This is a genomic window from Curtobacterium sp. MCPF17_018 (assembly GCF_003234135.1).
In the GTDB taxonomy this organism is placed as follows: domain Bacteria; phylum Actinomycetota; class Actinomycetes; order Actinomycetales; family Microbacteriaceae; genus Curtobacterium; species Curtobacterium flaccumfaciens.
In genome coordinates, this window is the sequence record NZ_QKSJ01000002.1 from 171958 (window position 1) to 195618 (window position 23661).

The window sequence follows — 23661 nt, forward strand, 5'->3', positions numbered from 1 at the left end:
CGCGATCACCCCCGCCCCCTCATCGTCGAAGGACTCCTGTCTCGTGACCGCGCCCGCCACCACCGGTTCGCTCCGGGTCGTCCTGCACCCGGGAGACTCGCTCTCCCGCGGGCAGCGACTCGTCTACGTCTTCGTCCTGGGCGCCCTCACGGCGCTCGGTCCGTTCACGATCGACCTGTACCTGCCGGCGTTCCCGGCGATCAAGGACCAGTTCAGCGTCACCGACGGCGCGGTCCAGCTGACGCTCACCGCCACGACGCTCGGCTTCGCCATCGGGCAGCTCCTGGTCGGCCCGTGGAGCGACAAGGTGGGCCGCCGACTACCGCTGATCATCGCGACGACGGTGCACATCGCCGCGTCGATCGGTGCCGCCACCGCGCCGGACATCGAGCTGCTCGCGGTGTTCCGCGTGCTGCAGGGCATGGGCGCCGCAGCCGGTGGTGTGGTCGCGATGGCGACGGTGCGCGACCTGTTCGGCGGCAAGCCGCTCGTGCGGATGCTGTCCCGCCTGGCGATGGTGAACGGCCTGGCGCCGATCCTCGCGCCGCTCATCGGTTCGCAGATGCTGCAGTTCACCAGCTGGCGCGGCATCTTCGTCTTCCTCGCCTGCTACGGCCTGGCGGTGGTGATCGCGTCGATCCTGCTCATCGTCGAGACCCTGCCGCCGGCCCGCCGGCACGAGGCCGGGCACTCCACCATCGGCCAGCGCTACAAGGCGCTGTTCTCCGACCGGATCTTCGTCGGTGTCGCGCTCATCGGCGCCATGGTGTTCAGCGGTCTGTTCTCGTACCTCAGCGCGTCGCCGTTCCTGTTCCAGCAGGTCTACGGGCTCGACGCGCAGCAGTACGGGCTGCTCTTCGCCGTCAACTCGGTCGGGGTCGTCCTCGGCGTGCAGATCTCGTCGCGGCTCGCCCAGCGGGTCGGTCCGCAGTGGATCCTGGCGTGCTCGACCGCGACCCTGCTGCTGGCGTCGCTCGCGATCATCGTCCTCGACCAGCTCGGTGCCGGTCTGGTCGGCGTGCTGGTGCCGCTGTGGTTCTTCATCGCCGCGTGCGGGTTCTCGTTCCCGCTGGTCCAGGTCATCGGTCTCGCTGCCCACGGGAAGGAAGCGGGGACCGCGGCCTCGGTGCTCGGTGCCCTGAACTTCGGCGTCGCCGGGCTCATCTCGCCGGTGGTCGGCTGGCTCGGCATCACGACGGCCACCCCGATGGCGATGGTGATGGCGTCGACCGCCGCCGTCGCGATCCTGATGCTCTGGTTCGTGGTCCGCCCCCGGACGGTCCCCGCGCTGTCGCACTGACGACCCGGACCGCCGGGCCGCCGACGAGGCGGCGCGGCGAGCCGAGGAGCTCACCGCCGCGCCGGCGGCGGAGGAGCAGCGGGACGCACCGCCGACGCGGAACCCGCGGTCGTCGGGTCCCCGCCACCCACCGGCCTGGAGGCGCGGCTCGCGCCCGACGCGGAGCCCGCCCCTCCGGCAGCACCGGCTCCCACCGCCCCTGCCGGGGCGGTCGAGGCGACCGCCCCGGACCCGGTGGCGACGGCAGAAGGCCTCGCCGGTCGGTCAGCGGGCGTTGAGGCCGGCGAACTCGACGGCGAGCAGCCCGCCGACGACCAGCACGACGAGGCCGCCGACGAGCAGGAGCGCCGACCGCTGCTCGTACCAGGCGCGGCTCGTCGGGTAGCGCTTCGCGAAGGTGCGGGCGGAAACCGGCCGGGCCTCCTCGACGACCTGCACGCCGAGCGCGTCGACCACCCGGTCGAGTCCGTCGTCACCCCACACGTCGGCACGGAGCCGGAAGAGGTGGGTGCCGGTCCGGTCGAAGGCGACGAGCTCCCGCACGGTCCTGTCGACCGACGAGCCGAACGTCGTGGCGAGCACCAGGCTGTGCACGCGGTCGCGGGGGATCCGACGGTGCGCCGTGAGGACGCCACGGATCGTCAGGCCGTCGTCATCGATCCCGATGAACGCGGTGTGCAGCCGGACGAACACGATGCCGACGGCCGCGGCCATCGCGACGACGACGCCGGCGAACACGGCCCACGTGCGGAACGGGAACGAGACCCAGACCAGGGCGACGGCGAGCGGCACGGCCGAGAAGGCGATGCTCAGCGCGGTGGAACGGACGAGGGACCGGCGCGGACGGAGGACCGTGTCGAAGACGGCGGGTCGCACGGGTACTGCCGCGGGCACGGTGGTGTCCCCCATGGCGCGTCTCCTCGTCCCCTCGGGTGTTCCGGGCACGCTGATCAGCACGCCCTCCGAGCGACGCCCCTGCCGCTCGATGCACCGCGGTCGGCTCGTCCCGGAGCCGTTCGCTCGGCCAGCATAGGCGACCGACGGGTACCGGGGACAGCCCGTTCCACCCCTGGTGGGCGTTTCCCGGCCAACCGAGGGGGAACAGGGCACGCGCTCGTCCGCAGGGTGGGGGACCGATCGCAACCGGAACGACGAAGGACCCGCGCCGATCGGTGCGGGTCCTTCGTGGGTGGTTCTGCCTTGCTCGCTGCGGAGAATGGGGGATTCGAACCCCCGAGGGCTTGCACCCAACACGCTTTCCAAGCGTGCGCCATAGGCCACTAGGCGAATTCTCCTGACACCGTCTCGCGACGGCGACACCCAATGGTACAGGTTCTCCGCGGTGCTCACGACCGCGTGTCGTCGGCGCCGGTGCTCCCAGATGTCGTGACATGTGCGGCGACTACCCTGGGCGTCGTGTCGACCCGCATCTACATCACGTCAGCAGAAGGGCACACGGGCAAGAGCACCGTCGCGCTCGGTGTCCTCGAGACCCTCGCCCGGTCCGTCGGTCGCGTCGGCGTGTTCCGGCCCGTCGCCCGCTCGGTCGTCGAACCCGACTACGTGCTCGAGCTGCTGCTGCAGCACACGGCCGTCGGCATCTCGTACGACGACGCGGTCGGGGTCACCTACGACGACGTGCACGCCGACTCCGAGGCGGCGCTCGGCACCATCGTCACCCGGTTCGCCCAGGTCGAGCGGCAGTGCGACGCCGTCGTGGTGCTCGGGTCCGACTACACCGACGTGGGCAGCCCCACCGAGCTGTCCTTCAACGCGAAGGTCGCCGCGAACCTCGGCGCCCCGGTGCTCCTCGTGCTGGGTGGCCGCGACGCCGCCGAACGCGCGGCCCGCACTCCCGAGGGCATGGCGCAGGTGGCGGACGTCACGACGAGCGAGTTGCGGGCGGCACACGCGCAGCTGTTCGGCGTCGTGGTGAACCGCGCCGACCCGGACGCCCTGGCCGCCATCGTGACGAGCGTCGAGCAGGCCGTGCACGACGACCACCCCGACGCCCCGGTGTGGGCGATCCCCGAGGACCGCGTCCTCGTCGCCCCGACGGTCCGCGCCCTGCTGCAGGCCACCGGCGCCACCCTGGTCCGCGGTGACGACGCCCTGCTCGACCGCGAGGCCCTCGGCACCGTCGTCGCGGGCATGAGCATGGAGAACGTCCTGCCCCGGCTCATCGAGGGCGGCATAGTCGTCGTCCCCGGTGACCGGAGCGACGTCCTGATCGCCACGCTGCTCGCCAACCAGTCCGAGACGTTCCCGAGCCTGGCCGGCGTCATCCTGAACGGCGGGTTCGAGATCGCCCCGCAGGTGTCCCGGCTGCTCGAGGGCCTGTCGAGCTCGCTGCCGATCGCGCAGAACGACCTCGGCACGTACGACACCGCCCTCCGGATCACCCAGACCCGTGGCCGCCTGGCCGCCGACTCGCCCCGGAAGGCCGACCTGGCGCTCGCCCTGTTCGAGCAGCACGTCGACGCCGAGGCCCTGCGCGACCGCCTGCAGCTCGCCCCGTCCGGGGTCGTCACCCCGCTCATGTTCGAGCACGGCCTGCTCGACCGGGCGCGCAGCTACGGCAAGCGCATCGTCCTGCCCGAGGGCGAGGACGACCGCATCCTCCGCGCCGCCTCCACCCTGCTGCAGCGCCAGGTCTGCGAGCTCACGATCCTCGGCGACCCCGCCGCCATCCGCACGCGGGCGACCGAGCTCGGCCTCGACCTCGAGGCCGCGCAGCTCGTCTCGCCGTTCGACCCCGAGCTGCGGGAACGCTTCGCCGAGGAGTACACCCGGCTCCGCGCCCACAAGGGGATGTCGATCGAGCTCGCCCGCGACACCGTCACCGACGTCTCGTACTTCGGCACGATGATGGTGCAGCTCGGGCTCGCCGACGGCATGGTCTCCGGCGCGAAGCACACCACGGCGCACACCATCCGGCCGTCGTTCGAGATCATCAAGACCCGTCCGGACACCTCGATCGTGTCGAGCGTGTTCCTGATGGCGCTCGCCGACCGCGTGCTCGTCTACGGCGACTGCGCGGTGATCCCGGACCCGACGAGCGAGCAGCTCGCGGACATCGCGATCTCGTCCGCCGAGACCGCGACCCAGTTCGGCATCGACCCCCGCGTCGCGATGCTCAGCTACTCCACCGGCGACAGCGGCTCCGGCGCCGACGTCGACAAGGTGCGCGCCGGCACCGCGTTCGTGCGGGAACGCCGGCCCGACCTGCTCGTCGAGGGCCCGATCCAGTACGACGCCGCAGCCGACCCCACGGTCGCGTCGACCAAGATGCCGGACTCCCCGGTCGCCGGCCGCGCGACGGTGTTCATCTTCCCCGACCTCAACACCGGCAACAACACGTACAAGGCCGTGCAACGCTCGGCCGGCGCCGTGGCGATCGGCCCGGTCCTGCAGGGTCTGCGCAAGCCGATCAACGACCTGTCTCGGGGCGCCCTGGTGGGCGACATCGTGAACACCGTCGCGATCACCGCGATCCAGGCCGGCACCGCGACCGACGCGGCCTGACCGCCCGACCCGCACCGCGCCTCCAGACCCGACAGAAAGTGACCACCCCGTGACCGCAGCCCTCGTCGTCAACTCCGGCTCGAGTTCGTTCAAGTACCAGCTCATCGAACTCGAGGACGAGCGCACGCTCGCCTCCGGGCTCGTCGAGCGCATCGGTGAGTCCACCGGGGCCTGGAAGCACACCAACGCGCTGACGGGGGAGTCGTCGTCGAACGACGCCGCATCGGTGCCCGACCACGCGGCCGGGTTCCAGGCGATGATCGACGCGTTCGCGAAGGTGGGCCCGTCGTTCGACGAGCACCCGCCCGCCGTCGTCGGCCACCGTGTCGTGCACGGCGGCACCACCTTCGACCGTGCGACGGTCGTCACGGACCAGGTCGAGCAGCAGATCGAGGACCTCAACAGCCTCGCGCCGCTGCACAACCCCGCGAACCTCGAGGGGATCCGGGCCGCGAAGCAGGTCTTCTCGGACGTCCCGCACGTCGCCGTGTTCGACACCGCGTTCCACCAGACCATGCCGCCGCACGCGTACACGTACGCGATCCCCGCCGACCTGGCCGCCGAGTACGGGATCCGCCGCTACGGCATGCACGGCACCAGCCACAAGTACGTCTCCGAGCAGGCCGCGGAGTTCCTCGACCGGCCGCTCGCCGAGCTCAAGACGATCGTGCTGCACCTGGGCAACGGCGCCTCGGTCGCGGCGATCGACGGTGGGAGGTCCATCGAGACCTCGATGGGGCTCACGCCGCTCGAGGGGCTCGTCATGGGCACCCGCTCCGGCGACCTCGACCCCGCGGTGCTCATCCACCTGCACCGCGAGGCCGGGATGACCTTCGACGAGCTCGACACCATGCTCAACAAGCGGTCCGGCCTGCTCGGCCTGACCGGCAGCGGCGACATGCGCGACGTGCAGGACGCCGCCACCAAGGGCGACGAGCAGGCGGAGGCGGCGCTCGCCGTGTACCGCCACCGCATCCGTCGCTACGTGGGCGCCTACACGGCACAGCTCGGCGGGCTCGACGCGGTCGTGTTCACCGCGGGGGTCGGCGAGAACAACGCGCTGCTGCGGCGGCGCGTGCTCGCAGGGCTCGAGCACCTGGGCATCGAGATCGATCCGGACCGCAACGAGCTGGCGTCGCGGGATGCCCGCCGCATCTCCACGGACGGTTCACGGGTCGCGGTGCTCGTCATCCCGACGAACGAGGAGCTCGAGATCGCCCGGCAGTCGGCTGCGGTCGCGCTCTGACGCGCGGGGCACGTGCCGCCTCGCATCGTCGCGCTGGCACGGTGCGGCCGGGAGGCTCGGTGCGGGCTGGCACCGCGCCTCCCGGCCGTCCGTGGGCCGCGTCCAGTGCACCGTGCGGGCCGCGCGGACCGGTCAGGTGAGGGCGTCCAGCGCCGCGGGGATCGGGGTGTCGCCGCTGGTCACCTCGAACTGCACGCCGACCGCGGCGTCGTCGAGCAGGGCGTGCAGGACGACGGTCGCGACGTCCGCGCGGGGGATCGAGCCGCGCGGCACCGTCCGGCCGACGTGGACGGTGCCCTGCGGCGGCGTGTCGAGCAGGCCGCCGGGACGCACGATCGTCCAGCGGAGGCGTCGGGCCCGCAGGTTCGCGTCCGCCTCGGCCTTCGCCCGCAGGTACACCTGGAACACCGCGGCGTCGTCCTGCGCGGGCACGACGGCGAGCTCGGGGTCGTAGGTGTCGGCTGCCATCGCGGAGATCATCACGTAGCGCTCGATGCCGGCACGCTCGGCGGCGTCGGCGAGCAGGATCGCACCGTCACGGTCGACGGTGAGCTTCCGTTCGGCGCCGCTGTTCGGCCCGGCACCGGCGGCGAACACCACGGCATCGACACCGCGCAGGCGGAGCGCCAGGTCGTCGTCGCCGAGCTGCTCCAGGTCGGCGACGATCGCACGCGCCCCCTGTTGCTCGACGTCGGCCACGTGCGCGGGGTTGCGGACGATCGCGACGGCGTCGTGGCCGGCGTCGGTGATCTGGCGGGCGAGGAGCAGGGCGATCTGGCCGTGTCCTCCGGCGATGGCGATCTTCATGTGTTCGAGTCTGCCCGTCGCGTCCGGTAGACTTCTCGGCGGCTCCTCACGTGACGCCATCCAGGCCAACTCCCCCAGGGCGGAAACGCAGCAAGGGTAACCGGGCTCTGGCGGGTGCGTGAGGAGTCTTCTTCGTTTCCGACGGGTCTGTTCCAGGCCGATGCCACCCCCGTTCGGGGAGGGCCGGCGCACTTTTTCGGCGGCACGTGCGGACACGAACCTGATCATGTGTAAAGATCTGCCTCAGGAATCCCCAACCAGGGTTCCGACCCTCCACCGCCTCACCAGCGGAGGAGCCTCCACCGCCTCACCAGCGGTGGATTCCGAGGATCAGGTGGCGGGCGCGCCCGCCAGGAAAAGAGACACGCATGCGCAGGCACGCGTCGCTGCCCGGTACCCCCGTACCCTCCGCAGCGGACGAACGGACACGACGGATCACCCGCGCCGGCGGCCGAGCTCGAGGACGAGCGACGGACGGTCGGCGGCTCCTCCTGCGCGGCGGCGTCGTCGCCACGGTGACGGCGCTCATCGCCGCCACCGTGGCGATCCAACCCGCTGCGGCCGCCCAGACCGACGTCGCCGAGGCCGAGGGGCTGCTGCTCAGCGGCTCCGGCATCGTCAACGCCGACGCGGTCGCCCAGCTCGGCGGCGCGTACTCCGCGCGTGGGGCGAGCTCCGGCGGCGGCACCACGAACCAGCCGCTCAACCTGACGGCGCTCAACGCCGTGGGGGTCGACCTCGGCAACGACATCGACCTGCTCGGCCCGAACGGCATCCTGACCCTCGGTGTCGACGGCCAGTACGCCACGACCTCGGCCACGGGCGCGACCGCGTCGTCGGGGCTCCTGACGAACGACGGCGGCATCGGGGTCGGCACCGGGTCCGGCACCGGCGCGGCGACGGTGGACCTCAACCCGCTGTTCTCACGGGTCGGCGCCGACACCAGGGTGCTGTCGAACGCACAGCTGATGGTCGGGGCGCTGGCGTCCCGGATCCAGGCGACGCGCGGCACCACGGTCGGGACGACGACGGACTACCGGATCGCCGGCGCGGACCTGAACCTGACGAGCCCCGCGGTCGCCGGACTCAGCACCGCGCTCCGGAACGACCTGCGCACCTTCTCGGGCACGGTGAACTCCGCGGTCGGGGCGGACGGGGCGCTGTCCGGCACGACCACGGCGCTCACGAGCGAGCTGCAGCGGCTCCTCCGCACGACGAGCCTCGGACTCGTGAACCTCAACGGCACGACCGTCACCGCGACCGTCGACCTGAACCTCGACGACACCCTGACCCGGGTGCTGCAGCAGCCGCTCACGGACGGTGCGGTGACGATCACCCCGTCGACCGGCGCGATCACCGTCGACCTCGACCGGCTCACCACGCTGAACGGTCAGCCGGCGAACACGTCGGTGCTGACCGAGGCGACCGTGAGCTCGATCAACCGGAGCATCACGACGATCCTCGGCACGCAGCTGCCCACCGCACTGCAGACCGCGGTCGTCAACACGATCAACTCGACCGCCGTGCGGGTGAACGTCACCGCGAACGTCAACCTCGCGGGCATCCCGCTCACCGCACTGGCCCTCCGGGCGGACACGACGCTCGGCGCCCTCGCCGGCACGTCGCCCGCCACCGCCACGGTGACGGCGACGGGCGGGCCCCTCGGCCTGAACGTGCTCGGCACCCTGCTCGCCCCGGCGGTCAACACCGTCGTCATCCCGGCACTGCAGACCATCGTGCGTCCCCTGGTGACGGGCACGGCCCTGACGAACCTCGGCACGACGCTCACGGCGACGACCTCGGCCGTCTCCACCCTGCTGAGCCCCGTCGTGCTGCTGCTCCGTCAGGTCGTCGACCTCACCGTGAACGCGCAGGACACCACCGGCTTCCGCGACCCCCGCGGGTACGACACCGGATCGCGGAGCGTGCACGCCCTGCGGCTCTCCGTGCTCCCCGGGGTGAACGTCGCCACCGTGGACCTCGCCACCTCGACCGTGCGTGCCACGGCCTTCGCGGCCCCGACCATCACGGCGCCCACGGCCGGACAGCAGTTCACCGTGCCGTCGGCGACCTCGACCCGCAGCGTCGTCGTGAGCGGGGCCGGCGAGCCCGGCGCCTCCGTGGCCGTCAGCCTCGGCGGGGACCGGACCGGCACCGCGACCGTCGCTGCCGACGGGACCTGGACGACGACCATCCCCGACGTCCCCACCGGTTCGTACACCGCGACCGCGACCCAGACGGTCGGCGGGACCGCGGCCGGCACCGCGACGCAGGGCTTCTCCGTCGTCGCCCAGCGAGCCCTGACGATCACCACGCCCACGACCGGTCAGACCTTCACCACGACGGGGGAGACCGCCCCCGTCACCGTGACGGGCACCGCGACGGCGAACGCGCGCATCAGCGTCGACCTGGGCGGCGGCGTGACCGCGACGGGCACGGCCGACGACGCCGGCGCCTGGAGCATCACCGTCCCCGAGGTCCCGGTCGGCGAGCAGACGGCGAGCGTCACGCAGACGGTCGGCGACACGACCTCGGCACCCGTGACCCGGTCCTTCCGGGTCGTGGCCGCGGCCGGCCTGACCGTCGACACCCCCACGGCGGACCAGGACTTCCCGCTCGCCGGCGACACCCGGTCCGTCCCGTTCTCCGGCAGCGCACAGGCCGGTGCCCGCGTGGACGTCGACCTCGGTGACGGCCTGACCGCCACCACCCGCGCGAACGCCGACGGCACCTGGTCGACGAGCGTCACGGACGTCCCGGCCGGGGAGTACTCGGCCGAGGTCACCCAGACCGTCGGCGGCACCACGAGCGCCCCGGTCACCCGGGACTTCACCGTGACGGCGGCCCCCGCGCTCACCATCGACGAGCCCGCCGACGGCAGCACCATCACCGTCGCCGCCGCGGACTCGACCACCCCGGTGACGGTGTCCGGCTCGGCCGCCCCGAACGCCCGGGTCACCGTCGGCATCGGTGGTTCCTTCGCCGCCGCGGTCACCGCCGACGAGGACGGCGCCTGGACGACGACCTTCGCCGACGTCCCGGTCGGGGAGCGCACCGTCACGGCGCGTCAGAGCGTCGACGGCACCACGTCCGGCCCGGTCGAGACCACCTTCACCGTCGAGGCGGGCGACCCGCTCGCGATCACCTCGCCCGACGACGGCGACGTGGTCACCGTCCTCGACGTCGACACCACCACCGACCTCGACCTGGCCGGCACGGCCGAGGCCGGCGCCGAGGTGCGGGTCTCGCTCGGCGACGGGCTGACCGCCACCACGACGGCCGACGACGACGGCACCTGGAACCTGACCGTCACCGACGTCCCGGTCGGTCGGTACACGATCGCGGCGACGCAGACCGTCGGCGGGACCACCTCGCCGGCCGTCCGCCAGGTCGTCACGGTGCAGGCGGGCGCCCCGCTCGCCGTCACCGCTCCGGCGCAGGACGCCACCGTCACGGTCGCCACCGACGACTCCGTCGTCGACGTCACCGTGCGGGGCACCGCGCAGCCCGGCGCCCGCCTCGAGGTCGTCCTGGACGACGGTGACGCGGTGTCCACGACGGCGGACCCGCAGGGTGCCTGGTCGGTGGTCCTCACCGACGTCGGCACCGGCGACCACACCGCGACGGTCACCCAGACCGTCGACGGCGCGACCTCGGCACCGGTCGACCGTGACTTCGCGGTCGAGGCCGGCGACGAGCTCGTCATCGTGGCACCGGGTGACGCCCAGCAGGTCCCCGCCGGCACCGGCGGGCAGGCCAACGTGGTCGTCCGCGGCACCGCGGAGCCCGGCGCGACCGTCGCCGTCACGATCGACGAGGGCGACCCCGTCGAGGTCGTCACGGACACGGCCGGCAACTGGGAGCTCCCGACCACGCAGCTCGGCATCGGCGAGCACACCGTCGAGGCCGTGCAGACCGTGAACGGCACCGACGGCCCGGTGGTCACGCGTGACTTCACCGTGGTCCCCGGCAACGCCATCGTCATCGACACCCCGGCGAGCGGCGCACGCTTCGTCGTGGTCGACGCCGACGCCACCGCGACCGTCCGGATCACCGGCACGGCCGAGCCCGGTGCCGCGGTGACCGTCTCGGTCGGACCCGGCACCCGGTTCACCACCACGGCTGACGACGACGGGCGGTGGGCGGTCGACGCGACCGGTCTCGCCCCGACCGGCGTCTACACGGCGTCGGCCAGCCAGGAGGTCGAGGACGTCGTGACGAGCGCCGTCCCGATCACCTTCGAGGTCGTCACCGCCAACGCGCTGACGATCACCGGTCCGGACACGGACCCGATCACGGTCGCCGGCCCCGGTGTCGAGCGCGACGTCACGGTCACCGGCACCGGCCAGCCCGGCGCCACGGTCACGGCGACCCTCGCCGGGTCCGACGACCAGGAGACGACGGTCGGTGCCGACGGCACGTGGTCGGTCACGTTCCCCGACCTCGGCGTCGACGTGCACCAGGTCACGGTCACCCAGACCCTGGCCGGCACCGTCTCCGACCCGCGCACCTCCGACCCGGTCGAGCGCGCCGTCACGATCGAGGCCGCCGAAGCGGTCACGATCACCGCACCGGGGACCGACGTGGTCCTCCTCGTGCCGGACGCCGACGCCACGCGCGACGTCGTGGTCACGGGTTCGGCGGAGCCGGGCGCGCCGGTGACGGTGCGACTCGGCGACGACGAGGCGACCACCACCGCGGACGCGGACGGCGACTGGACGGTCACGTTCGGTGGGGTCGGTGTCGGCACCCCGACGCTCACCGCCAGCCAGACGGTCGGCGGGACCACCGCCTCCAGTCCGGACCAGACCGTCACGGTGCGGGCCGGAACCGCGCTCGCCATCGTGACCCCGGAGGACGGCGACGTCCTGACGGTCGCCGACACGTCCGGCACCGCCGACGTCGAGGTGACCGGTCGGGCGCAGCCCGACGCCGAGGTGACGATCCGGCTCTCGACCGGCGAGGCCGAGACGGTGACCGCGGACGAGGACGGCCGGTGGGAGACCACCTTCCAGGACGTCCCGGTCGGCGACCACCGCGTCACCGCGACGCAGGTCGTCGGCGGGCAGACCTCGACGCCGGTGACGGCCGCGGTGTCGGTCCGTGCCGGAGCCCCGCTCGTCGTGTCCACGCCGCGGGGTGCCACCACCGTCACGGTGGCGGACGACGACGCCACCACCGGGGTCGACTTCGCCGGCACCGGTGAGCCGGGCGCGACCGTCACGGTCGACCTCGGCGACGGCGGGAGCGCCACGGCGACCGTGGACGAGGACGGCCGCTGGGCGACCACGGTCGAGGACGTGCCGACCGGCTCGTTCACGGCCTCGGTCACGCAGGCCGTGAACGGCACCACGAGCGCGGCGGTCGAACGACCGGTGTCCGTGGTCGCCGCTGCGGCCCTGGTCATCCGTGAGCCCGGCGACGACCCCATCACGGTGGCCGACGGCGACGCGACGACGACCGTGACGGTCGCCGGTGACGCCCAGCCCGGTGCCACGGTGACGGTCACCGTCGACGACCGCGACCCCGTCGAGGTCACCGCCGGTGACGACGGCTCGTGGAGCGTCGACGTGCCGGACCTCGGTGTCGGCGAGCACACCGTCGAGGTGACGCAGACCGTGGACGGCTCGACCTCGACCACCCCGGTCGAGACGACGTTCGAGATCGAGGCTGGCGCACCCGTCGTCATCACGGAGCCGACGGCCGACCAGGAGTACACGGTCGCCGACGGCGACGGCACGACGACGGTCGACGTCGCCGGCACCGCCGAGCCGGGCGCGACCATCGTGGTCGACCTGGGCGACGGTCGCACCGAGTCGACCACCGCGGACGACGAGGGCGCGTGGAGCGTCTCGGTCCCCGGGGTGCCGGCCGGCACCACGACCGTCAGTGTCACGCAGCGCATCGGCGACACCGAGTCCGCGCCGGTGACGGTGGACGTCCGCGTCCTCGTCGCCGACCCGATCACGATCGCCACCCCGGCGGACGGGACCACGATCCGGGTCGCCCAGCGCGACTCGGTCGCGACCCTCACCGCCGCGGGGGCCGCCGAGCCCGGTGCCGAGGTCCGCGTCACGATCGACGGCGGCGACGCCCGGACCGTGACCGCGACCGACGCCGGCACCTGGAGCGTCGAACTGCCGGACACCGCCGTCGGTGAGCACACGATCCGTGCGACCCAGACGGTGGACGGCTCGACGTCCGCAGCGGTGGGCAGCACCTTCACCGTGGCACCCGGTGCCGCGCTGACGGTCACCGCCCCGGCGGACGACACCACGTTCACCGTGCCGAGCACCGACCCCACCGCGACCGTCCCGGTCGGCGGCGTGGGCCAGCCCGGCGCGACGGTCCGCGTCGTCCTCGACGACGCCGACCCGGTCGTGGTCCGTGTCGGCACCGACGGACGGTGGGAGACCGCCCTCGTCGACGTGCCGGCGGGCGAGCACACGCTCGTCGTCACCCAGGTCGTGAACGGCACGACGTCCGATGCGATCGAGCGCGACGTGACCGTCGTGGTCGCCGCTGCGGACGCGATCGTCGTGACCAGCCCGGCCGACGGCGCCGACGTCCGCGTGCTCGGCGGTTCGACCGACGTCCGCGTGACCGGTACCTCCGCACCGAACGCCGCCGTCTCGGTCCGCATCGACGACGGCACCGCGGTCACCACGACCGCGGACGACGACGGTGCGTGGTCCGTGACGGTGCCGGACGTCGCCGAGGGATCGCACACGGTCGCCGCCAGCCAGACGGTCGACGGTGCCACCACCGACGCTCCGCAGGTCGGCTTCACCGTGACGGCCGCGACGTCGGTCGTCATCTCGAGCCCGACCGACGGCCAGGCGTTCCCGACCACGGGGTCGACGACCTCGGTCCCGGTGAGCGGCACCGCCGAGCCCGGTGCGACCGTCACGGTCGACGTCGACGGCCGGACCGCCACGACGACCGCCGGCGACGACGGCTCGTGGACGGTCACGATCGGTGGGGTCCCCGTCGGAGACCACACGGTGTCGGTGACGGAGACGGTCGGCGGTCGGACCTCCGACCCGGTGACGGTCGACGTCACGGTCGTGGCCGCGCAGGAGACGGGCATCGTCATCACGAGCCCCGACCCCGGGCAGCTGATCCCGGCGGACGGCTTCGGCGACACCGGCTCGTTCACGGTGACCGGTCAGGCCACCCCGGGCGCCGCGGTGACGGTGACCCTGTCCACCGGGCAGGTCCGCACCACCACCGCCGACGACGAGGGCGCGTGGAGCGTCGTGTTCGATCGCGTGCCCGAGGGCGAGTGGACGATCGGTGCCACCCAGTCGGTGAACGGCACGACCTCGACGGCGCCCCGGGTGCCGGTCGTGGTCGACACCCTGGAGCCGCTCGCGGTCACCTCGCCGACGCCGGGCTCGCAGTACATGGCGGACGAGGACGGTGACCACGACCTGATGGTGACGGGCACCGCCGAGCCCGGCGCGACGGTCACCGTGCAGCCGATGGGCCGCGACGCGGTCGCCACGACGGCCGACGAGGACGGCACGTGGTGGGTCATGGTGGGGCTGCCCGTCGGCGGCCACGTGCTGCGAGTCACCCAGTCGGTCGGCGGGTTCACCTCGCAGGCGCAGATGCTCCGCGTCATGGTGATGGACGACGCGGTGGACCCGGAGGAGCCGGGCACGCCCGGGAACCCGGGGACGCCCGGAACGCCCGGCACCCCCGGAACGCCGGGTGCGCCCGGTCTGCCCGGCACGCCGGGGACCGGCGGTGGTTCCGGAACCGGCACCGGGACCGGCATCGGCACCGACGGTGGCTCCGCGAACGGCTCGGGCACCGGGACCGGTGGCTCCGGCAACGGCAACGGTGACCTCGCCTGGACCGGCGCGGACGTCGTCCCGATCGCCGGCACCGCGGCGGGCCTGGTGGCCCTCGGGTTCCTGCTGCTGGGGCTCTCCCGCCTCGCCGGCGGGTTCCGTCGCCGCACCCGCGGCTGAGTCCGCACCAGCGTCACACACCGCGCCTCCCGCCCGTCGACCAGACGGACGGGAGGCGCGGTGCCGTCCGGGCGCTCGGCCCACCGCCGGCGGGTGGTCCGGCCCGGTGGGACGACCTGTGGACGGGCACGCGGGTTGTCGGTCGTGACGGCTACCCTTGTCGCGTGGTCACCGCCCTGTATCGCCGTTACCGGCCCGAGAACTTCGCCGAGCTGATCGGGCAGTCGCAGGTCACCGACCCGCTCCGCACGGCGCTCCGCACGAACCGCGTCAACCACGCCTACCTGTTCAGCGGCCCGCGTGGTTGCGGGAAGACGACCTCGGCCCGCATCCTCGCGCGCTGCCTGAACTGCGCCGAGGGCCCGACCGACACCCCCTGCGGTGTCTGCCCGAGCTGCGTGGAACTCTCCCGCGACGGCAGCGGCTCGCTCGACGTCATCGAGATCGACGCCGCGAGCCACAACGGTGTCGACGACGCGCGTGACCTGCGCGACCGGGCCGTGTTCGCCCCGGCTCGCGACCGCTACAAGATCTTCATCCTCGACGAAGCGCACATGGTGACGCCGCAGGGGTTCAACGCGCTGCTCAAGCTGGTCGAGGAACCGCCGGAGCACGTCAAGTTCATCTTCGCGACGACCGAGCCCGAGAAGGTCATCGGCACCATCCGGTCGCGCACCCACCACTACCCGTTCCGGCTCGTCCCGCCCGCGGTCATGCTCGAGTACATCGAGCAGCTCTGCACGCAGGAGTCCGTGTCGGTGGCCCCCGGCGTCCTGCCCCTGGTGGTGCGTGCCGGCGGCGGATCCGTCCGTGACACCCTGTCGCTGCTCGACCAGCTGATGGCCGGCAGCGAAGACGGTGCGATCGCCTACGAGCGTGCCGTGGCCCTGCTCGGTTACACCGACGCCGCCCTGCTCGACGACGTCGTCGACGCCCTGGCCGTCGCCGACCCGGCGTCCGCGTTCGCCGCGATCGACCGTGTCGTGCAGACCGGACAGGACCCCCGCCGCTTCGTCGAGGACCTGCTCGAGCGCCTGCGCGACCTGATCGTCGTCGCGGCGACCAACGAGAGCGCCGCTGCCGTCCTGCGCGGGGTCTCACCGGAAGAGCTCGACACCATGAGCCGCCAGGCCGGGGTCTTCGGCGCGACGGGGCTCTCCCGTTCCGCCGACATCGCGAACCGGGCGCTCACCGAGATGACCGGCGCGACCTCGCCCCGGTTGCACCTCGAACTCATGACGGCCCGGATGCTCGTGCCCGAGGCAGACGACACCCAGCGCGGGGCCCTCGCCCGGGTGGAGCGGCTGGAACGTCGTGTCGGTGTGGGTGACGCCGGTGGGCACCAGGCCGGCGCCGGCGAGCAGTCCGCTCCCGCAGTCGCCGCTGCACCCCGTCGTGAGCAGCCGACGGCCGCGGCTCCCGCAGCTCCTGCTCCCTCCCTCGCCCCGACGCCCGCTCCGGCAGCGGCTCGCACGACGCCCGAGCGTCCCGTCGCGCCGCAGGCCGACTCCGGAGCCGTGGCTCGTGACGCCGCAGCGTCGTGGGCAGCGGTCGCTCCGAGCACTCCTGCAGGGCCCGCGCAGACCTCGACCGAGCCCTCGAAGCCCGAACCCTCGAAGCCCGAGCCCTCGCCCGCGAAGCCCGCGGCCGAGCCGGTCAGTCCGTCGTCCACCGGTCAGGGCACGACGATCGGTGACGAGCCCGCCGTCCGGACCGTCGGTGCCGTCGGCTTCCAGCAGATGCGCGACTCCTGGCCGCAGATCGTCGAGCACGTGCAGCACGCCAAGCGTTCGGCGTGGTCGGTGGTCGTCACGGCGCAGGTCACCGCGCTCCGCGACGACGTGCTGACGCTGACGTTCCCGAGCCAGCAGGACGTCGCCTCGTTCAAGGAGATGTCCGACCCCTCGGCCAGCGTCAGCGAACTGCTCCGTGCCGCCATCGTGGACGTCCTCGGGCTCCGCGTGAAGTTCGTCGCCCGCGGGCCCGGACAGCAGCAGCGTCCCCAGCAGCAGCAGCAGCAGCAGTCGGCTCCGGCACAGCAGGCCGCGCCTGCGAAGCGTCCGGCGCCCGCTGCGCAGGTGCCCGCCGCCGCCCCGACCGCGGCACCGGCACCGGCACCGGAACCTGCAGCACCGGAGGCGCCGGCGTCCGCTGCCGTCCCGACGCCGACGGCCGCCCCTGCCACGGAGCCGAAGGTCGCGTCGGCAACACCCCGGTCGACGGCAGACCCGGCGCCGAAGGCAGCGTCGACCGCGTCCGCACCGCAGCGCGACCAGGCACCGGCCGAGCCGACCCCCGCTCCCTCCGGTGCGCCGGTGACAGACTGGGCGGTCGCGACGATCCCCGCCAGCGACCCCACCGTCGACGCCGTCCCGGAGTCCGTCGAGCCCAGCTGGGCAGCACCCTTCGGCACCGTGCCGGCTTCCGCGCCGGTCGCCCCCGCCGAGACGAGCACGCCCCAGCCGACCAAGCCGGCACCGTCGGCCGCACCCGCGCGACCGGCCGGTGCCACGGCCGGGCAGCCCGACCAGCCGACCGCCCCGGGTCCGCAGGCGGCGTCCGGAGCCGGAGTCGTGCCTCCCGGCGGTCCTGTCGTGCCGGGCGTACCGGTCGACGACTACCCGCTCGACGACGAACCGTACGACGACGGCGCCCCGTTCCCCGACCCGGGGATCGGACGCGGCTCCGCTCCCGCAACCGCAGCGCCCGCAACCGCAGCGCCCGCAGTCGCGGCGCCGGCGGCCCCGGCGCAGCAGGCCGCACCGCAGCGCGCTGCCCAGCCCGCCGCCGCTCCCGCGCGCACCGCACCGCCCGCGCGCCGTGCCCCGGTCGCCGGCCGGTACGGCGAGGCCGTCGTGCGTGAGATCCTCAACGCCCAGTTCATCGAGGAGACCGCTCTTCACCAGGACGGTGCCTGATGTACGACGGGATCGTCCAGGACCTCATCGACGAGTTCGGCCGCCTGCCCGGCATCGGCCCGAAGTCGGCGCAGCGCATCGCCTTCCACATCCTGCAGACCGAGTCGTTCGACCCGAGCCGGCTGTCCGAGCTGCTCGCCGACGTCAAGGAGCGGGTCCGCTTCTGCGAGATCTGCGGCAACGTCACCGAGAACGTCCAGTGCAGCATCTGCCGTGACCCCCGCCGCTCGCCGGCCACGATCTGCGTGGTGGAAGAAGCGAAGGACGTCGCGGCGATCGAGCGCACCCGGGAGTTCCGTGGGCTGTACCACGTGCTCGGCGGGGCAATCAGCCCGATCGACGGCATCGGACCGGACGACCTCCGCATCCAGCAGCTCATGACGCGCCTGGCCGACGGCACCGTGGCCGAGGTCATCATCGCGACCGACCCCAACCTCGAGGGCGAGGCGACGGCGACCTACCTCAGCCGGCTGCTCGTCCCGATGGGCATCCGCACCACACGGCTCGCGTCGGGGTTGCCGGTCGGCGGCGACCTGGAGTACGCCGACGAGGTCACGCTCGGTCGTGCCTTCGAGGGTCGCCGCGTCGTCGGGGGCTGACCCCCACGCAGGATCCTTGCGTGCGGGCCCGCTCGCACGCAACATCCCCGAAACACCGACTACCATTGTGAGACCGCGTGACCTCGCGGTGTCGCCGTCCCCGGGAGTACCAGCCAGTGGCCTTGATCGTGCAGAAGTTCGGTGGTTCATCCGTCGCGGACGCCGAGAGCATCAAGCGCGTGGCGAAGCGGATCGTCGAGACGAAGAAGGCCGGCAACGACGTGGTCGTGGCGGTGTCGGCGATGGGCGACACCACCGACGAACTCGTCGACCTGGCGCACTCGGTCACGCCGATCCCCGCCGGCCGTGAGCTCGACATGCTGCTGACCGCGGGGGAGCGCATCTCGATGGCGCTGCTCGCGATGGCGATCAAGAGCCTCGGGGTCGAAGCGTCCTCCTACACCGGCAGCCAGGCCGGCATGCTCACCGACGCCCAGCACGGCAAGGCCCGCATCGTCGACGTCACCCCGAAGCGCGTGCGTGAGGCGCTCGACTCCGGCCACGTCGCGATCGTCGCCGGGTTCCAGGGCTTCAACCGCACCACGGGCGAGATCACCACGCTCGGCCGCGGTGGTTCGGACACCACGGCCGTCGCCCTCGCCGCAGCACTCGACGCCGACGTCTGCGAGATCTACACCGACGTCGACGGCATCTTCACCGCCGACCCCCGCGTCGTGCCGAAGGCCCGCAAGGTCGACCGCGTCACCAGCGAAGAGATGCTCGAGCTCGCAGCCTCGGGTGCCAAGGTCCTGTACATCCGCGCCGTCGAGTACGCCCGGCGGCACGGCGTCACCCTGCACGTCCGGTCCTCGTTCAACAACAACGAGGGCACCATCGTCTACAACCCTGCCGAGGGGGAAACCGTGGAAGAACCGATCATCACCGGGATCGCCGGAGACCTCTCCGAGGGCAAGATCACCGTCGTGGGGGTCCCGGACCAGCCGGGCAAGGCCGCCGAGATCTTCACGAACGTCGCGCGCGCCGGGGCCAACATCGACATGATCGTCCAGAACGTGTCGGCGGCGTCGACCGGGCGGACGGACATCTCGTTCACCCTGCCGAAGGACCAGGGCCAGACCGTGCTCACGGCGCTCGAGGTCGCGAAGGCCGACATCGGCTACGAGAGCATCCAGTACGACGACCAGATCGGCAAGCTCGCCCTGGTCGGCGCCGGGATGCGCACGAACGCCGGTGTCTCGGCGCAGCTCTTCCGCGCCCTGCACGACGCGTCGATCAACATCGAGATGATCTCCACGTCCGAGATCCGCATCTCGGTCGTGACCCGCGCCGACACCCTGAACGAGGCGATGCGCGTCGTGCACAGCGCGTTCGGCCTCGATGCCGATGCCGAGGCAGTCGTCTACGCCGGCACCGGCCGCTGACGCCCGCCGACCCGTTGATCCGCTGAACCACCAGGAGCACCGCATGAGCACCCTCACCGTCGCCGTCGTCGGCGCCACCGGCCAGGTCGGCGCCGTGATGCGTCGCCTGCTCGAAGAGCGCGCGTTCCCGGCCGACCGGGTCCGCTTCTTCGCGAGCGCCCGTTCCGCCGGCACGACGCTGCCGTTCCGGGGCGAGCAGATCGTGGTCGAGGACTCCGAGCTCGCCGACCCGTCCGGCATCGACATCGCGCTGTTCTCCGCCGGGGCCACCGCCTCGCGGGCCCTCGCGCCGAAGTTCGCCGCCGCCGGAGCGCTCGTCGTCGACAACTCGAGCGCCTGGCGCATGGACCCCGACGTCCCGCTCGTCGTGAGCGAGGTGAACCCGCACGCCATCGACCAGGCGCCGAAGGGGATCATCGCGAACCCGAACTGCACGACCATGGCGATCATGCCGGTGCTCAAGGTGCTCGACACCGAGTCCGGGCTCCGCCGCCTGGTCGCGACGACCTACCAGGCGGTCTCGGGTTCCGGGCTCGCCGGGGTCGAGGAGCTCCTGGGCCAGGCGAAGGCCGCGCTCGAGCAGGACACCGCTGCGCTGACGCACGACGGATCCGCCGTGACGTTCCCCGAGCCGGTCAAGTACGTCCGCCCGATCGCCTTCGACGTCGTGCCGCTCGCCGGCAGCCTCGTCGAGGACGGCCTGGGCGAGACCGACGAGGAGAAGAAGCTCCGGAACGAGAGCCGGAAGATCCTCGAGCTGCCCGACCTGCTCGTCGCCGGCACGTGCGTGCGCGTCCCCGTGTTCACCGGCCACTCCATCTCGGTGCACGCCGAGTTCGAGCGTCCGCTGTCGCCCGAGCGTGCGACCGAAATCCTGTCGAGCGCACCCGGAGTCGAGCTCTCCGACGTCCCGACGCCGCTGCAGGCCGCCGGCCAGGATCCGGCGTTCGTCGGCCGCATCCGCGCCGACCAGTCCGCGCCCGAGGGACGCGGTCTCGTCCTGTTCGTCAGCAACGACAACCTGCGGAAGGGTGCCGCGCTCAACGCGGTGCAGATCGCCGAGACGATCGTCGCGCGCCGCTCCGTCGACGCGTAGCGCGCCGAGCGCGACCAGCAGACGGACAGGAGGCCCGTGGCGACACCGCCACGGGCCTCCTGTCCGTCTGTCGGATGCCGCCGGTAGGATCGACGGGTGGCAGAGCAGCAGGTGGATCCCATCGACGTCGTCCTGATCGGCGGAGGCATCATGAGTGCCACGCTCGGGGCCATCATCCACAAGCTCGAGCCCAGCTGGAAGATCCGCGTGTACGAGCGGCTCGGCACGGTTGCGCAGGAGTCCTCGAACCCCTGGAACAACGCGGGTACCGGGCACTCGGCACTGTGCGAGCTGAACTACACGCCGGAACTGCCGGACGGCCGTGTCGACATCGCGAAGGCCGTCACGGTCAACGAGCAGTTCCAGGTCTCGCGGCAGTTCTGGGCACATCTGGTCGAGACCGGCGTGCTGCCGGAGCCGTCGAACTTCATCAACCCCACGCCGCACATCTCCTTCGTGTGGGGCGAGGCCAACGTCGCCTACATGCGTGCCCGGTACGAGGCCATGCGTGACCACCCGCTCTTCGCGGGCATCGAGTTCTCGGACGACCCGGCGCAGATCCGGAAGTGGGCGCCGGCGCTGATCCCCGGCCGCAAGAAGGACCAGCCGATCGCGGCGACGTACTCGGCGGCCGGCTCGGACGTCGACTTCGGGTCGCTCACCCGCCAGCTCTTCGACCAGCTCGAGATCGACGGCGTCGAGTTCGAGCCCTCGCACCAGGTCACCAACCTGACCCGCTCGAAGGTGTCCGAGGGCTGGGTGCTCAACGTCCGCAACGAGATCGGCCGGTCGACGCAGCGCATCGCCGCGAAGTTCGTCTTCGTCGGTGCCGGCGGCGGAGCCCTGCACCTGCTGCAGAAGTCCGGCATCCCGGAGATCCGCGGCTACGGCGGCTTCCCGGTGTCGGGTGAGTTCCTACGCACCGACGACCCCGAGGTGGTGCAGAAGCACTCCGCCAAGGTCTACGGCAAGGCCAGTGTCGGTGCCCCGCCGATGTCGGTGCCGCACCTCGACACCCGCATCGTCGACGGTGGTTCGTCGCTGATGTTCGGGCCGTACGCCGGGTTCAGCCCGAAGTTCCTGAAGCAGGGCTCGGTCCTCGACCTGTTCCGCTCGATCCGGCCGCACAACCTCCGCCCGATGCTGAGCGTCGCGTTCTCGAACTTCGACCTGGTCCGCTACCTGGTCGGCCAGCTCCTCGCATCGAAGCACACGAAATTCGAGGCGCTCCGCGACTTCATGCCGAGCGCCGAGCCCGAGCACTGGCACCGGATCACCGCCGGGCAGCGCGTCCAGGTGATCAAACCCGACAAGGACAAGGGCGGTGTGCTGCAGTTCGGCACCGAGGTCATCACCGCAGCCGACGGTTCGATCGCGGGGCTGCTCGGAGCGTCGCCGGGCGCCTCGACGGCCGTGCCGATCATGCTCACGATGCTGCGCCGGTGCTTCCCGGACCGGTGGGACGCCTGGCAGGACGACGTCCGCGCGATGGTGCCGACCTACGGTCAGGACCTCGGCGACGACCCGGAGCTGGCGGACGCCACGCTCGAGCGCACCGCGAAGGTGCTCGGCCTGCACCACTGAGGCCTGCACCGGACCGCTCCGGCTTGCGGTCGGTTCGAACGTGTGTTCGAATGACGGCATGCGGTGGAGTGGACAGGCGATCGATGCCGAGCAGAGCGACGCGCTGCCCGGTATGGAGTCGAACAGCGGGTTCGTCCGGAGCGTCACGACGCCCGAGTTCGCCGGGGTGACCTTCCATGAGGTCCTGGCGAAGAGCGCCCTGAACCGGGTGCCGAGCGCGGACGGCTCGGGCACGTACGGCTGGACGATCAACCCCTACCGCGGGTGCAGCCACGCCTGCGTGTACTGCTTCGCCCGCCCGACCCACACGTACCTGGAGTTCGACGGCGGCGCCGACTTCGACCAGCAGATCGTGGTCAAGACGAACGTCGCCGACGTGCTGCGTCGTGAGCTCGGCAAGCCGTCCTGGGACCGCCACCCGGTGGCGCTCGGCACGAACACCGACCCGTACCAGCGGGCCGAGGGGCGGTACCGGCTGATGCCCGGCGTGATCGAGGCGTTGGCGGAGTCGCGCACCCCGTTCAGCATCCTGACGAAGGGCACCCTGCTGCGCCGTGACCTGCCACTGCTGGCCGAGGCGGCGAAGGTGGTGCCGGTCGACCTCGCGATGTCGATCGCCGTGTACGACGACTCGCTGCAGCAGTCGGTGGAGTCCGGCACACCGACGACGTCGGCCCGGCTGGCGACCGTGCGCGCCATCCGCGACGCCGGGCTCGACTGTGCGGTGTTCCTGATGCCGGTGCTGCCGTACATCACCGACACCCGGGCGCACCTCGACGACGCCGTCGGTCGGGCGACCGCGGCTGGCGCGACGAGCATCATGTACTCGGCGCTGCACCTGCGGCCCGGCGTCAAGCCGTGGTGGTTCGAGTGGCTCGGCCGCGAGCGACCCGACCTGGTGCAGCGGTACCGCGCGATGTACCTCGACAACACCTACGCGCCGAAGGACTACCGACGGTGGCTGTCGGAGCGCATCCGCCCGATCCTGGCGGCGCACGGGGTCGGACTGGGGCGCGTGGACCCGGCGACGGGGTCGATGGGCTTCTCCGAACCGCGAACCCTGCAGCCGGGCGTGCCGCAGGGGCCGCGGCACGGAGTCCCACAGGCGCTACCGCAGGAGCAGTCGGCGCCGGCAGTGTCACCGCTGAAGCGCGCCGACCCCGGGTTCGACCAGCGGCTGCTCCGGCCGGCCGCGGCGCAGACGCTGTTCTGAAGGGTGTCCCTC

At 72.5% G+C, this 23661-nt stretch carries 12 protein-coding genes, 1 tRNA gene and 1 other RNA gene; 11 read left to right on the forward strand and 3 right to left on the reverse strand.

The genetic code is table 11. The features are described from left to right. The first annotated feature begins 43 nt into the window (after nucleotides 1-43). The gene (locus tag DEJ27_RS03460; RefSeq protein WP_111090328.1) at nucleotides 44-1300 is read left to right on the forward strand and encodes a multidrug effflux MFS transporter; all 1257 of its coding nucleotides are present in this window, start codon (nucleotides 44-46) and stop codon (nucleotides 1298-1300) included. Nucleotides 1301-1564: 264 nt separating this feature from the next. On the opposite strand, the gene DEJ27_RS03470 is transcribed toward DEJ27_RS03460, so the two are convergent. Both DEJ27_RS03470 and DEJ27_RS03475 read right to left on the reverse strand, forming a co-directional pair. After that, entirely contained in the window at nucleotides 1565-2209 is a 645-nt protein-coding gene (locus DEJ27_RS03470; RefSeq protein WP_146244645.1) for a hypothetical protein, read from the reverse strand. Nucleotides 2210-2510: 301 nt separating this feature from the next. Then, nucleotides 2511-2595: transfer RNA gene (locus tag DEJ27_RS03475), tRNA-Ser, on the reverse strand. 121 nt (nucleotides 2596-2716) lie between these two features. Here DEJ27_RS03475 and pta point away from each other — a divergent pair. Together pta and DEJ27_RS03485 are read left to right on the forward strand one after the other, a co-directional pair. Continuing rightward, nucleotides 2717-4825, forward strand: coding sequence for a phosphate acetyltransferase (gene pta / locus DEJ27_RS03480; protein ID WP_111090331.1), 2109 nt, complete (start codon nucleotides 2717-2719; stop codon nucleotides 4823-4825). Between the two features lie 49 nt (nucleotides 4826-4874). Further along, nucleotides 4875-6071 carry an acetate/propionate family kinase gene (locus tag DEJ27_RS03485; RefSeq protein WP_111090332.1) on the forward strand — a complete coding sequence of 399 codons (1197 nt, stop codon included), beginning with the start codon at nucleotides 4875-4877 and terminating at the stop codon, nucleotides 6069-6071. Between the two features lie 132 nt (nucleotides 6072-6203). Here DEJ27_RS03485 and DEJ27_RS03490 read toward each other — a convergent pair whose 3' ends face one another. Further along, nucleotides 6204-6878, reverse strand: a complete 675-nt coding sequence (locus DEJ27_RS03490) for an SDR family oxidoreductase (RefSeq protein ID WP_110861486.1) — start codon at nucleotides 6876-6878, stop codon at nucleotides 6204-6206. A 37-nt stretch (nucleotides 6879-6915) separates the two neighbouring features. On the opposite strand from DEJ27_RS03490, the gene ffs reads away from it, so the two are divergent. From ffs to DEJ27_RS03530, 8 genes are all read left to right on the forward strand, one after another. Beyond that, an RNA gene (ffs, locus tag DEJ27_RS03495) (signal recognition particle sRNA small type) lies at nucleotides 6916-7012 on the forward strand. A gap of 234 nt (nucleotides 7013-7246) precedes the next feature. Further along, on the forward strand, nucleotides 7247-14857 hold the full coding sequence (locus DEJ27_RS03500; protein ID WP_111090333.1) for a choice-of-anchor G family protein: 7611 nt from the start codon (nucleotides 7247-7249) through the stop codon (nucleotides 14855-14857). A 164-nt stretch (nucleotides 14858-15021) separates the two neighbouring features. Continuing rightward, nucleotides 15022-17775 (forward strand): DNA polymerase III subunit gamma and tau, encoded by a 2754-nt coding sequence (locus tag DEJ27_RS03505; RefSeq protein ID WP_111090334.1) that lies wholly within the window; start codon nucleotides 15022-15024, stop codon nucleotides 17773-17775. Next, entirely contained in the window at nucleotides 17775-18374 is a 600-nt protein-coding gene (gene recR, locus DEJ27_RS03510; protein WP_017888680.1) for a recombination mediator RecR, read from the forward strand. The genes DEJ27_RS03505 and recR overlap by 1 nt, the downstream gene beginning before the upstream one ends. 116 nt (nucleotides 18375-18490) lie before the next feature. Beyond that, entirely contained in the window at nucleotides 18491-19756 is a 1266-nt protein-coding gene (locus DEJ27_RS03515; protein WP_017888681.1) for an aspartate kinase, read from the forward strand. 43 nt (nucleotides 19757-19799) lie between these two features. Further along, on the forward strand, nucleotides 19800-20852 hold the full coding sequence (locus DEJ27_RS03520) for an aspartate-semialdehyde dehydrogenase (RefSeq protein WP_110861480.1): 1053 nt from the start codon (nucleotides 19800-19802) through the stop codon (nucleotides 20850-20852). Nucleotides 20853-20948: 96 nt separating this feature from the next. After that, nucleotides 20949-22436: a malate:quinone oxidoreductase gene (locus tag DEJ27_RS03525; RefSeq protein WP_110861478.1), complete on the forward strand. Its 1488-nt coding sequence runs from the start codon at nucleotides 20949-20951 to the stop codon at nucleotides 22434-22436. A 58-nt stretch (nucleotides 22437-22494) separates the two neighbouring features. After that, a complete protein-coding gene (locus tag DEJ27_RS03530) occupies nucleotides 22495-23649 on the forward strand; it encodes an Rv2578c family radical SAM protein (protein ID WP_110861476.1) in 1155 nt (384 codons plus the stop codon). The last annotated feature ends 12 nt before the right edge of the window (nucleotides 23650-23661 follow it).